Source organism: Atlanticothrix silvestris CENA357 (assembly GCF_016056295.1).
Lineage (GTDB): Bacteria > Cyanobacteriota > Cyanobacteriia > Cyanobacteriales > Nostocaceae > Atlanticothrix > Atlanticothrix silvestris.
In genome coordinates this window covers 58,352-71,996 of the sequence record NZ_JAECZB010000009.1, presented here as the reverse complement: position 1 = coordinate 71,996, position 13,645 = coordinate 58,352, and the positions used below count along the sequence as shown (strand labels likewise).

Here is a 13,645-nt window from a genome sequence, read left to right as displayed (position 1 = left end):
TTTTTTGGGCATAGGGCATCTCTTCGGTAATTAAAAATTAAAAATTAAAAATTAAAAATTAAATCAATTCAATTTTTAATTCTTAATTGAGCGAAGCATTGGGTACTGGGCAATAGGCAAGAGTTATTAGGAGCATCCCAGAGTTCTTTAGTTATTTCTCCCCTGCTCCCCACACTCTCTAGCCCCTAGTTCCTAACCTCTTCTTCTATTATTCAACTGGATCAATGCGATTTACAAACAAAGCCACGGGCAGCATTGGCAATGTGGGAATCAAACAAATGAGCCATTGATTTAAATTCAGTGGTGCAGTAGCAAACAAATTATTCATTAAACTCCATTGGCTGAAGATAACTTGCAGTACCACTGTGCAGAGTATACCAATAGCGATCGCAGGAAAATCACTAATTTCAGCAGCCTTGCCACTGATTTTTCTAAAAATAGCATTTCCTAATTGGCTAATACTTAATAGATAAACAATTCTCGCAGCGACCAAAGCTTGAATTGCCATTGTTCTGGCTAAGTTAATATCTCCCGTACTTTGACGCGCCCACTCAAACATCCCGAAAATTAGAATCCAATTGAACACAGAAACTGCCACAATTCGCTGTAACAGCGTCCCTGAAAGTAACGGCTCCCTGGGGTTGCGGGGTGCTTGTTTCATCACCCGATCAGATTTGGGTTCAAATGCCAAAGGTACGGTCATTGTCACCGAGTTAACCATATTCAACCATAGAACTTGCAGTGACAAAATTGGCAAATCTCTAGCAAATAAAGCACTAATCAGAATTGTCATTGATTCGCCACCGTTGACAGGTAGAATAAAGGCGATCGCCTTTTGCAAGTTCTGATACACTGTCCGGCCTTCTTCCACTGCGGCTTCAATGGAGGCAAAGTTATCATCTGTGAGCAACATATCGGCAGCTTCTCTGGCGACATCTGTGCCTGCACCACCCATCGCTACACCAATATCAGCTTGTCTTAGGGCTGGTGCGTCATTTACGCCATCTCCAGTCATGGCGACAATTTCGCCTTTAGACTGCAAAGCTTCGACCAACCGGAGTTTTTGATCGGGGGCGACTCTGGCAAATATTACACCTGCTTCTACAGCCTGGGCTAGTTCTGGGTCGTCCATTTCAGTCAGTTGTCTACCCTCAAAGGCCTGCACTTTGCCATCTCTTTCTAAACCGATACGTTCGGCGATCGCTTTGGCTGTAGTAATATGATCTCCAGTAATCATTTTGACCTGTATCCCCGCAGTTTTACAGGCACGCACAGCAGCGATTACTTCTGGTCGCGGCGGGTCAATCATCCCTTGTAAACCCAGAAATATCAGCCCAGTATCAATATCATCATGTTCTACTGAGTTCTGATTATCTGCTACAGTTTTTTGAGCGAAAGCAAGTACCCGCAACCCTTGTTCTGCCATTGCTTGCACCTGCTGTGCCACTAATTCGTGGTTGATTGGTTCTGGCTGTCCATCAGCATTAAACATTTGCTGACAACGGCTGGTAATTGCTTCTACGGAACCTTTCACATAAAGAGTTTTAGCACCATTACCTGTTTGTGCTGTTGACTGAGAGCGATCGTGTAGCGTCGCCATGTACTGAAACTGAGATTCAAAGGGAATGCCATCTATTCTGGGAGTTAACTCAGCCATCTGAGACTGATTCCACCCTACTTTATTTGCAACTGCAATTAAAGCACCTTCAGTTGGGTCGCCAACTACAGTCCAATTACCATCTTTTTGTTCTAGATGAGAGTCAGTACAAAGTAAACCAGCCATGATACAGGCTTTGAGAGATGGGAAATTTCCCGTCTCTAAATCTACAGGCTGTTGCTCAAATAAAATTTCGCCTTCAGGACTGTAACCTGTACCACTAACTGAGAAGTTTTGTCCGCCGGCATAAATTGCTTGTACTGTCATCTGGTTTTCGGTCAGAGTGCCAGTTTTATCAGAACAAATTACCGTAGCACCACCTAAAGTTTCCACGGCGGGTAACTTGCGAATAATGGCGTGACGGCGTGCCATTCGATTCACCCCAATAGCCATTGTAACTGTCACCACCGCCGGTAATCCTTCTGGGATCGCACTGACAGCCAAAGCCACAGCGGCTTCAAACATTTCTACCCATGAACGCCCTTGCCCCAAACCTACAGCAAAGGTGAGAGTCGCCAGCCCCAAAATTACGTAGAGCAATTTTTGACTAAATTTATCAAACTTTCGTGTTAGGGGCGTACTAAGGCTACTTCCTGTTTCCAAAGACTGGGATATTCGCCCCATTTCTGTGGAACTACCTGTACCTACAACCAGACCGCTTCCTTGCCCAAAGGTGACAAAGCTACCTGCATAAGCCATATTAACTCGCTCTGCCAAGGGAGTATCTGAGCCGACAGGTTGAGTTGATTTTTCTACGGGTACAGATTCCCCAGTTAGCGCTGACTCATCCACCTGCAAATTGCGTGTATTCAACAAGCGCAAATCAGCAGGAACCTTATCACCAGAAGTCAGCAACACGACATCGCCGGGAACAATTTCTTGGGAAGAAATTCGCGATTTTTGACCGTTGCGAATTACCATTGCTTCCGTGGAGACGGCTTTTGCTAAGGCGGCGATCGCTCCTTCAGCTTTTGATTCTTGTACAAAGCCGATAATGGCATTAATCAAAGTTACGCCCCAAATTACCGCTGCATTTGTCCATGACCCCAGCAGCGCTTTGATGATGCCTGCAACGAGCAGAATGTAGAGCAGAGCTTGATTAAATTGTAATAAGAATCTTAACCAAGCTGGTTTTCCGGGTTTACCTTTGAGTTCATTTTTGCCAAACTGTTCGATACGTTTGTTGATTTCTGCTGTAATTAAACCCTTTTCTGTGTCGCTATTGAGGGTTTTGGCAACTTCCTGTGCAGGAAGCTCATGATACTGAGGTGTTATTTGGCCACCCATTGCAGTTGCAGGCATAAAATTTTTTCCGAAATTCTAAATTAGTCAAAATCTGGCGAGTACTCAAGTCAGTGGAGGTTGACAATACCTGTAGTAGAAGAGACGTTTACTACTTATCGTGACCATTGATCATGACAACAGGGTGACAATCTATAAATTCGCTCCTTTTCCCCGGTCTAGGTTAATATGGCTAATCGCGCTCTGACTAATGTCAGTCGTAATTTCCCCTGATATTATTAATGTGTAATTTTTAACTATTAATCATGCTTAGCAGCGTTGACCGTTTATTATTTGTCCGGCGAGTCCCAATATTTAAAGAACTGCGGGATGATTTTATTGTGCGGCTGACTTCAGTAATGCATGAACTGCAATTTCCAGCTAATTACACCATTTTTAGACAAGGAGAAGAGGGGCGATCGCTGTATATTGTTGTTTCAGGCCGAGTTAAAGTCCACATTGGAGATAAACAATTAGCAGAAGTAGAACAAGGAAAATACTTTGGAGAAATGGCAGTATTTGATACTCAGCCCCGTTCCGCCTCTGCTACTACTTTAGAACCTTGTGAATTTTTGGAACTGACACAAGAGCAACTTTATGATGCCATTGAGGAAACACCAGAAATAGCCGTGAATATTATTAGAGAGTTATCTCGTCTAATTCGCAGACTTAATGACAATGTTAATGTGACTACTTCACAGCGTCATTAGTTATTTAATTACCAATTGTTTTGACTATAAATAAAATTTTGCTTGCTCTGTCAATTATTTTATGGAAAAAAAGTTAGAATCCAAGCCGGATAATATAAACCAACAATTACAATTGCGTTGGATTTTTGTCGGTGTCGTCGGTGTTGTATTTGCATTGATTTTGTTGTGGACTTGGAGACAACAACCTAATAAAGAACAAGCAACTAAGCAGTGCATTTATACATCAGAATTTGCCAATAAAGCTACATCTTTGGCCTCAAATTTAGTTAAAAATGATACATCAATAAGTGCAGCAACTATAGAGCAATTAAAATATGATATTTGTGAAAACTTGATAATTAAATATGAATATAGTAGTACTTTAAATTGGTTTTGGAATCTGTTGATGCTTTTTAGTAGTGTGGGAGCAACACTAGCTCTTGCTGTGGCAGATGATACCAAAACAAGAGCGCTTTTAGGGTGTTTAGCTACTTCTCTAGTTTCGATTCGCTCTGTAATTCCAGTTGCTCAGTGGTCTACTTTTCATCGCAGTTTAGCTGAAGAAGGCCGAAGTTTGCTGATTCGACTTAAATATAGTGTCAAAGAACCTAATGATTTTCAAGAAATCGTAAAAGCTTACGAAAAAGCCGTTTTACGTGCTAGTACAGATCAACCGAATGTAAATCTAGTTTTTGATTCTACTGGGAAATCAACTGAGGGCTTAAATAATAACCTCGAACCTAAATAAAACCAAAAACTGATACCTTTCGTTCAAGGCAATCTGCTAAAAACCGTTGGGGAATCTCGACACTATCTCCCCAGTGAAGATGCACATAAGAGGCGTGAACATTTCCAAACCAACTCCATCCTTCACTACCCATGTTTTCTTCACAATCGTAGCGAGAAGTTTCAAATAGAGGCTGATTAGGAGCTGAGATTAAATGGGAACGATGAAACTCATGTCCATAAACAGTTGTGCCTGCATCCATTAATAAACTATTTTGTAAAGCTACCGCGCGGCGATACCCTAAAGTTAAGCGTTTACCCATTACAGCAGATGTAGGCAACACTCCCACCATCGGCCAAGATTGTTCTTCAAAATCAATAATTCGTTCGCATAAATACATTAATCCTCCACACTCAGCGATCGCAGGCATCCCCCCAATAATTGCCGTTTTCACTGCCTCACAGGCACTGGTATTTGCTGCTAGTTGCTGGGCAAAAACTTCTGGAAAACCACCCCCAAAATACATTCCCTGTATATCTGGCGGTAGTTTTGCATCTGTTAATGGACTCCAGAAAACTAACTCTGCACCCAATTGTTGCAGCAAATCGAGATTGTCTTGATAGTAAAAATTAAAAGCGCGATCGCGGGCAACTGCAATTCTGAGGTTAGAGGGGCAAAGGGGCAGGGAAACAGAGAGGGAAGGAGTGCTGAGAACTTCAGACTTTAATAGGGGTAACAAACGTTGCCAATCGAAGCAACTATCACCTAAATCTGCAAGACGATCAATCACAGCATTGAGTTCGGGAAGTTCTGCTGTAGGTACTAAACCTAAATGGCGATCGGGAATTGTAATATTATCTTGACGGCGCAGCACACCAAGAACAGGTAATTTTAACGGTTCTAGGGAATCTTTGAGTAACGATAAATGGCGATCGCTACCGACTCGATTTAATACCACCCCAGCCATTTTAATTTTCGGATCAAAAGATTGATAGCCGTGGGCGATCGCAGCTACAGAACCAGACAAGCGACTACAATCAATCACCAACACCACAGGCAAATCTAAAAGCCGTGCAATATGCGCTGTACTCGCAAAGTCAGTTGATTTTTGCTTTTCTTCTCCATGCCCCATGCCCTTTGACCCATCCCCAATTCCATCAAACAACCCCATTACTCCTTCCACCAAAGCATATTCACACAGCTGGCTATGACGAGCAAAACATTGTTGAACGTAAGCTTCAGAAGTCAACACCGGATCTAAATTCCGACAAGCACGATTAGTAACGTGCTGATGAAACATCGGGTCAATATAGTCTGGGCCTACCTTGAAAGATTGCACCGCGATACCACGACGGCATAAAGATGCTAAAAGGGTGAGCGTGACTGTTGTCTTGCCCACCCCACTACGTTCTCCTGCAATGATTAAAGCCATAAAAAAGTTAACAGTGGAGAGTAAGAAGTTATGAATTATAACTCCTAATTCCTAACTCTTAACTTTCAGTTCCCGATTTGAGAATCTTTGCTATGACTCCTAGACTTTCTTCAAACAGTGATTCACGACCCCAGCGCTGCACCTGCTGACTCAGTAACGCTTCTGCCTTTTGTTCAGAAAGTGAACTTACTTGTTGAAACAATCCCGCAGATTGGGCACCACCATGTGTTTCCATCCGCATACAACCACCAGTTTCCGAACAAATTACCGTACCACAGTCGGCTTGCGGATTTGTCGAACTCAGACGCAAAGCAATCAAGTCACCTATAATTTCACCGACATCAGCAACCGGAACTCCAGCTAACTCGGCTTCTATTTGCCGTTGTTCTTGACCCAAAAAATTAATGTGGGTGATATCATAGTCTCCGTTTTCGTGTTGATAAGAAATCGGCAGCCATTCCAACCGACTTGCTAGCCAACCTAAAAACAGCAACGCTTGGGCGGGGTTGCCTTTTTCGTAATCAATGGTAACGCGGTCAATTTCTTTCAGCGCAGCTCGACGATGGGGTGAATCGTAGGCTTCAGCGGTCAACTCTTGCCAAGCTGATAAGCGTCGCCAGTTTAAATCAGCTAAAGGTATACCAGTTTCTAGTAACTCTTGTAAGCTGAGTAAATCACTTTCTGGTTCGTTAAAGTTGCAAGAATCTACAATGACATTATTGCAGACTGCTGCCAAACGCTTAAACAGAGAGTTGTTCGGGTCTGGTGTAGCTTTCCACCAAAGAAATTTTGGCAAGCCACCAATTAATAGTGCTGGAATCATTCCTCCCACCCGTTCTAAGGCAGAAGCAGTACCACTGAGAGTGATGTATTCGCAGCAGATGAGTGTACTTGAAGATTGCTTTTGGATGGGGCAATAGGCAGAAACTTGAGCCTTAACTCCTTCATCTTCGCCAGCAATGGGAAACAGCGCAATAATTCGGCAGGGGTTGCGGAGAGCAATTTCATCAGCAATTCTGGGACTTGTGGCATTAGAATTATAGGAAACATTGTCTCCTGTACCATTTCCCTGACGTTTAGCGAATTCTTCCCGCAATACAGCCAAAGTCTCTGGGGTTGCTGTTCCAGTTTCCGGCAGATCATGTTGTTTTTGGACTTGTCGTAGCGCTACATCCATCTGAGGCCCTAAAATGCCATCAATTGGGCCGTTGTAAAATCCCAAAGCCGCTAACAGATATTGGGTTTCTTCTGGTTCGTAAACTACTAAAGTAAATGTGGTAGCCCGTGTTGCAGCAGGAAGTCCACCATCCTCGCCAGTAATACCGTAACTTTGCCAAATTTGATTCAATTCCGCTTCAATTTCGTTAAGCGAAATATCCTTGGGTGCTTGAAGGGAAAAAATTGTAGGAGCTTGGGGAGCCATAGTATTTGTCAGTTGTCAGTTGTCAGTTGTTAGTGGTCAGTGGTTAGTGGTCAGTTGTCAGTGGTCAGTTGTCAGTGGTCAGTTGTTAGTTGTTGATTTTTTACTACTAACTACTGACTACTGACTAATGACTATTTTCTAAAGTCTGCGCCAGCGACGACCATCTTGGTTAATCAAAAATTCTGCTTCCGCTGGTTCCCAAGTACCAGCCTCGTACTGGGGAATGGTGGTGGGATCTGCGGGGGCATCCCAAACAGAAAGGGCTGGAGTTACTATTTGCCAAGCTGCTTCTACTTCGTCTGCCCGTGTGAATAATGTTTGATCACCCATCATACAATCAAGGAATAGGCGATCGTAGGCATCAGAAGTTGCTTGGATGCCAAAAGAACCATAACTAAAGTCCATATCAACGGAACGGGTACGAAATTCTGCCCCAGGCATTTTGACATCAAAACGTAGAGAAATGCCTTCGTTTGGCTGAATCCGCATTGCCAAAATGTTAGCGTTTGCCTGTTGCGCGGCAGATTGAAACATCCGAGAAGGAACTTCGCGGAAGTGAATCGAAATCTCGCTGACTTTTTTCGGCATCCGCTTGCCTGTACGCAAGTAAAAGGGAACACCTTGCCAACGCCAGTTATCAACTAGAAATTTCATTGCCACATAGGTGGGTGTTGTGGAATTAGGGTCAACTCCAGGTTCTTGCCGATAACCAGGTACTGATTGACCTTTCATCCAGCCGGCACTGTACTGACCGCGTATTGCTGAACGGGATAGATTATGAACATCAGCCAAACGTGTAGCTTGGAGTACCTTAACTTTTTCCGTGCGGATGCTGTCGGCATCCATCGAGTTGGGTGCTTCCATTGCCGTCAAGCAGTAAAGTTGCATAAGGTGATTTTGCAACATATCCCGGAGTGCGCCGGCTGATTCATAATATCCAGCCCGATCTTCCACGCCTACGGTTTCTGCCACGGTAATTTGTACGTGGTCAACAAAGCGACGATTCCACAAAGGTTCAAAAATCGCATTGGCAAAGCGAAACACCAGCAAGTTCTGGACTGTCTCTTTACCCAAGTAGTGGTCGATGCGATAGACTTGGTTTTCTTTACAAAATTTCTGCACCACTTGGTTAAGATTCTGGGCAGAAGCCAAGTCTCGACCAAAGGGTTTTTCAATTACCAGACGATGTTTGTAGGGATCGTCCAGCATCCCGGCGCTTCCCAACTGTTTAATTGCTTCAGGAAAGAATGACGGAGCAACCGAGAGGTAGAACATCCGGTTTCCCCGCGTGCCCCGTTTCTCGTCTAATTCAGTGAGCAAATTTTTCAGTTTTTGGTAGCTATCGGGGTTGTCTATGTCTCCAGGACAGTAGAACAGTCCTTGAGAGAAGTCTTGCCAAAGTTCCCCCAAATCGACATTAGGATGAGCCTCTTCCATGCCCTTTTGCATTTGTTCGCGGAAGTATTCGTGGCTCCACTCTCGACGTGCTACACCGACAATTGTAGTTTCTGGTGGAATGCGCCGTTCTCGCCGCAATTTGTAAAGTGCTGGCACTAGTTTGCGCCAGGTAAGATCACCAGAAGCGCCAAAGATGACTATGATCTGGGGTTCGGGCATCCCTTGCTGTTGCAGACCAACACGCAAGGGATTTTCTAGCAGACTAACCATAACAATTTTGGATTTGGGATTTGGGGTTTGGGATTGGGTACGGGGCACTAAGGATTAGATATGAGTCAGTGGTCAGTGGTGAGGCAGCGCTGCGGGAGGGTTTCCCTCCGCAGGTGACTGCGAACCCGAAGGGTCAGTGGTCAGTGGTATATGGAATTTTTCTCCTTCTACTTCCCAAACGTCCCCCTGCTCCCCCTGCTCTTCTTGTCCCTAGTTCCCAGTCCCTATACTGGCGACAATAGCTTGACTTTGTTTTCCAAAGAGTTCATCAAGGACTCGAAAGGCTTGATGAATTTGTCAATACCTTCAACTAGTAATTCTTCCATCACGACATCAATATCGATATTGATGTCAGGATCTTTTAGACTTTCTATCAGTTGGTAAGCTTCCTCGACATTTGTTTTGACGCGATTAGCGACATCGCAGTGATCGGCACAAGCTTTAATTGTCGCGGGTGGTAGGGTGTTAACGGTATCAGGGCCAATCAACTGATCGACATACATTACATCGCTGTAATTGGGGTCTTTGGTGCTGGTACTAGCCCAAAGTAACCGTTGTACTTTGGCTCCTTTTGCTGCTAAAGCTTGCCAACGATCGCTTGCGATGATTTTCTCGTATTCTTGGTAAGCTATCTTAGCGTTAGCGATCGCCACTTTTCCTTTAACAGCCCTCAGCTTTGCTTCTAAGTTAATATCATCAACGCCCTTCTTTAACTTAGCATCGATTTTGGCATCAATATTGCTATCAATTCGGCTGAGGAAAAAGCTAGCAACGGAAGCAATTTTGCTAATATCTTGACCCTGTGCTACTCGTTTTTCTAAGCCACGAATATAAGCCCAAGCTGTGTTGATGTAGCTTTGTACAGAAAACAACAGCGTAATATTAACATTCATGCCTTCGGCTATTACCTGTTCGACTGCTGGCAAACCAGCTTCTGTACCAGGAATTTTAATCATCAGATTTTCCCGGCCAATTTCTTGGAAATAGCGACGAGCTTCGTTGATTGTCGCTTGGGTGTCGTGGGCGATGGTTGGTGGGACTTCCATGCTCACATAACCATCTAGCCTATTCGAGGCTTCATATACGGGGCGCAAGATGTCGCAGGCATTGCGGATATCTGCAAAAACTAGGGATTCATAAATTTTGTATATTGGTAATCCAGCCCGAATTCCTGCTTCGATATCAGCATCGTAAATCACATTATTTGCGATCGCTTTTTCAAAAATAGCTGGATTGGAAGTAATTCCAGAGATACCTTGATTTTCAACCAAGTCTTTAAGTTCGCCTGATTGAATAATGTCACGGCTCAAATTATCCATCCAGATACTTTGACCGTATTGGTTAATTTCTAGTAGATGATTGGTTGTCATAGCCTGATTTGTTTCACTCCGGTAGATGATGTTTCTAAGTAAAGTCGGCAAAATTCATCAAAATTTTGATGGTTACTCTTGAATTTTGATGTTGCCCATCACTTATTGCATCGGCCAGCTGAGGTAATCTTTGATTCACTTGCAAAAGTGCTATTCTGTATTCCCAATCCTAATTAATGCCATAAGTGCAGAGTAGCAAAAAAACTATTCATTAGAAAAAAGTTAAAAAGCTCATATAGTAAGCTTTATTACTTTGTGCCTTCTGCCTTCTTTACTAATGGCCATTTTGAATAAAAGACTCCACTTTTGCTACATCCTCTTTGCTACCAATAATCAGAGGTGTGCGTTGATGCAATTTTTTGGGCACTACATCTAAGATGTTTACTAGTCCTGTTGTCGCGCGACCACCGGCTTGCTCAATCAACATAGCCAGAGGCGCAGTTTCATAGAGCAAACGCAACTTACCTTCTGGTTTTTGAATTGTGCCTGGATAGAGAAACACACCACCTTGAACCAAAATTCTATGGATATCGCTCACCATTGCACCGCTATAGCGAGCTGTATAACCTTCTGTACGATGGACGTAGCGAATATATTCCCGAATTGATTCTTCCCACTGCCAAAAGTTACCTTCGTTGACGCTATAAATGGCACCATGGTTAGGAATCCGGATGTTTTCTTCTGTGAGAATAAATTCTCCCAAGCTGGGATCAAGGACAAATGAGTGGACTCCCTTACCTATAGTATAAACCAGCATTGTGCTAGGCCCATATAGGATATAGCCGGCAGCGATCTGCTTGCGTCCGTTGGTTAGCAGGTCAGTTGCTTGGCGATCGCTATCGTTGCCTTCTTGTTGGCGAATAGCAAAGATCGAACCTAAACTGAGATTATTATCAGTGTTAGATGAGCCATCAATTGGGTCATACAAAAGTGTATAGCGACCAATGGGGCAGTTTTCTGGTATGTAATAGGGTTCTTCCATTTCCTCAGAAGCTAGGCGACAAACTAAGCCACTTTGCTTAAATACTGAGATAAATACATCATTGGCATAAACATCCATCTTTTTGACGGATTCTCCTTGCACATTCACTTCTCCAGTGAATCCTAGAACACCTTCCATTAAACCAGCGCGGCTCATGCGACGAGCAACTAATTTGCCGGCAAGGGCAATCCGATTCATTAGCGCACTCAAATCCTGTGCATCTGGTGAAAAACTCTGAAGTTGCTGTAAGACATGGCGCGATAAGGTTGTACAATCACGATCTAGGGCTTTGTCTGTAGGTTCGTTGATCGGCAAGTCTAACGATTCTGGCGCTTGAGCCATTTTGATGTTCTCCCTAGCGATTGGCTGTTGGTTGGGTTAGTCAATTTGTGGGTGGCAATTTGATAGTTGCTGCTTCTATCTTAGAAAGGTAATTTGATAACTTAGATGTGATTTTAGATAAACTAAAGAAATCAATGTCTTGTAGCCTCCGTATTCAAGGTATCGACTCGTAAAGGCTTACTTGATTTTTAGTTTTTAGCACTGACATAGAAAGAACAACTAGTTGTGAAATTTATCTGTTACTCACAACTAGTCAAAGTAAGTACTATCAGTTATGTTTCATGTTTGATTGTTTCTAGTGAATTAACGCAAATTTGTATTGCAAACTAGAAAACAATCTGTTAATATCACTTCTCGCCTTAGTTAAAAATCTTGTTTTTTCCCCCAACTACCTCTTGGGTTATCCTCTCGTGGTTTGGCTTTATTAACTCTCAGTTGACGACCCATCCATTCTGCACCATCTAATTCTGTAATTGCAGCGTCTTCTTGGGCATCTTCATTCATTTCTACAAAAGCAAAGCCACGCATCCGACCTGTTTCACGGTCGGTCGGTAGTACAACTCTTTTGACCTCGCCATATTCTGCAAACACGGCTGTTAAGTCTGCTTCAGTAGCGCTGTAAGAGAGGTTTCCAACGTAAATAGTCATGTGGGATCACGTAATTTTCAACAAAAAGCGATGAGTTCAGCTGGAAACCAGATCTAAACAAATTGCAAATGTTGCATAGTTTCTTCTGATTTACCAATGGCGGATGTTGTAGGGCCGCAACCATAATGCTGGCATGAACTTCAACTCAACTTACCATCTGGCTGAACTTACGCATACGCTCATATAATAACTGATTGTGACATTTTTCAAAGTACTAGATTTTACAATCTCCAATAACATAAAATTAGTCACTCTTATATGTTTTATAAATTACAATTTTTTGTGTGATTGTAAATGAGTGATGGAGATAAGGCGTAATCGCCAAATTCCTAATATATTCACAAAGTAAGTTAAGTGTGATTGCGATCGCTGATTAGATTTTGGGTGTGAGATTGTGCAGAAAGCTGAAGTAATAGGCATTGATGTGGGAGGAACGGCGATTAAGCTGGGACGATTCAATCAAGATGGTACTTGCCTGCAATCTTTGATGGTGGCAACTCCCCAACCATCGGTACCAGAGGCAGTTTTGGCTGTGATGGTGGATGCGATCGCTGTTGTTGATCCAGATAATCAAACTGTGGCCATTGGTGTTGGGACTCCCGGCCCCGCTGATGCAACTGGACGTATTGCCAAAATCGCTATTAACTTGCCAGGATGGCACGATGTCCCTTTGGCAGATTGGTTAGAAGTTAAAACCGCTAAACCGACTGTGATTGCCAACGATGCTAACTGTGCAGGATTGGGAGAAGCTTGGTTGGGAGCCGGTCGCCGCCTGCAAAATTTCATCATGTTGACTTTGGGAACTGGGGTTGGTGGTGCAATTATTATGGGTGGCCAACTATTTACAGGACATCAAGGAGCCGCTGGAGAACTGGGTTTAATCTCTTTCAACCCCAATGGGCCAATGTGTAAGAGTGGTAATCAAGGTTCTTTAGAACAGTATGCTTCGGTGACGGCAATTCGCCGCCGGACTGGCAAGGAACCAGCAGAATTAGGCGCTCTTGCTCAAGCGGGAGATGCCGATAGTTTGACATTTTGGCAAGAGTATGGTAGAGAATTGGGTATTGGTTTAACTAGTTTAATTTACGTCTTGACACCACAGGCGATCGTGATTGGTGGTGGTGTTAGCGCTAGTTTTGAGTTTTTCTTACCAGATGTTAAAGCAGAAATTGAGAAGCGAGTCATGCCTACATCTCGTGTGGGTTTACAAATTTTGCCAGCAGAATTAGGTAACTCGGCGGGAATAGTGGGTGCAGCAAAGTTGGCGTGGCAACATTATAATAATTCGTAATTCGTAGTTCTTAATGACGAAGCTCACGGACTCGCTATCGCTTTGTTTTAAGGGTAGCTATGCCGCAGAGTTTACGTAATTAATAAATACAGAAAGGTTTGGTAAAGGCTGTTTTTAATACTTTGACTCTATACT

General features: G+C 43.3%; 10 protein-coding genes. 3 read left to right on the top strand and 7 right to left on the bottom strand.

Going from position 1 to position 13,645, the window contains the following annotated elements:
* Positions 1–208: 208 nt before the first annotated feature.
* On the bottom strand, positions 209–2,959 hold the full coding sequence (locus I8751_RS06425; protein ID WP_214438343.1) for a cation-transporting P-type ATPase: 2,751 nt from the start codon (positions 2,957–2,959) through the stop codon (positions 209–211).
* Between the two features lie 245 nt (positions 2,960–3,204).
* On the opposite strand from I8751_RS06425, the gene I8751_RS06420 reads away from it, so the two are divergent.
* On the top strand, positions 3,205–3,648 hold the full coding sequence (locus tag I8751_RS06420; RefSeq protein WP_214438342.1) for a cyclic nucleotide-binding domain-containing protein: 444 nt from the start codon (positions 3,205–3,207) through the stop codon (positions 3,646–3,648).
* A 61-nt stretch (positions 3,649–3,709) separates the two neighbouring features.
* Positions 3,710–4,375, top strand: coding sequence for a hypothetical protein (locus I8751_RS06415; RefSeq protein WP_214438341.1), 666 nt, complete (start codon positions 3,710–3,712; stop codon positions 4,373–4,375).
* Here I8751_RS06415 and I8751_RS06410 read toward each other — a convergent pair.
* The 6 genes from I8751_RS06410 to I8751_RS06385 form a co-directional block, all read right to left on the bottom strand.
* Positions 4,368–5,786, bottom strand: a complete 1,419-nt coding sequence (locus I8751_RS06410; protein ID WP_214438340.1) for a cobyrinate a,c-diamide synthase — start codon at positions 5,784–5,786, stop codon at positions 4,368–4,370. The genes I8751_RS06415 and I8751_RS06410 overlap by 8 nt on opposite strands.
* A gap of 58 nt (positions 5,787–5,844) precedes the next feature.
* Positions 5,845–7,209, bottom strand: a complete 1,365-nt coding sequence (opcA, locus tag I8751_RS06405) for a glucose-6-phosphate dehydrogenase assembly protein OpcA (protein ID WP_214438339.1) — start codon at positions 7,207–7,209, stop codon at positions 5,845–5,847.
* 138 nt (positions 7,210–7,347) lie between these two features.
* The gene (zwf, locus tag I8751_RS06400) at positions 7,348–8,877 is read right to left on the bottom strand and encodes a glucose-6-phosphate dehydrogenase (protein WP_214438338.1); all 1,530 of its coding nucleotides are present in this window, start codon (positions 8,875–8,877) and stop codon (positions 7,348–7,350) included.
* A 224-nt stretch (positions 8,878–9,101) separates the two neighbouring features.
* Positions 9,102–10,247 carry a transaldolase gene (tal, locus tag I8751_RS06395; protein WP_214438337.1) on the bottom strand — a complete coding sequence of 382 codons (1,146 nt, stop codon included), beginning with the start codon at positions 10,245–10,247 and terminating at the stop codon, positions 9,102–9,104.
* 274 nt (positions 10,248–10,521) lie between these two features.
* Positions 10,522–11,571: a class 1 fructose-bisphosphatase gene (gene fbp / locus I8751_RS06390; RefSeq protein ID WP_214438336.1), complete on the bottom strand. Its 1,050-nt coding sequence runs from the start codon at positions 11,569–11,571 to the stop codon at positions 10,522–10,524.
* Positions 11,572–11,934: 363 nt separating this feature from the next.
* Positions 11,935–12,219: an RNA recognition motif domain-containing protein gene (locus I8751_RS06385; protein ID WP_214438335.1), complete on the bottom strand. Its 285-nt coding sequence runs from the start codon at positions 12,217–12,219 to the stop codon at positions 11,935–11,937.
* 394 nt (positions 12,220–12,613) lie between these two features.
* Between I8751_RS06385 and I8751_RS06380 the strand changes: the two genes are divergently transcribed.
* Positions 12,614–13,510, top strand: coding sequence for an ROK family protein (locus tag I8751_RS06380; RefSeq protein WP_214438334.1), 897 nt, complete (start codon positions 12,614–12,616; stop codon positions 13,508–13,510).
* Positions 13,511–13,645: the final 135 nt, after the last annotated feature.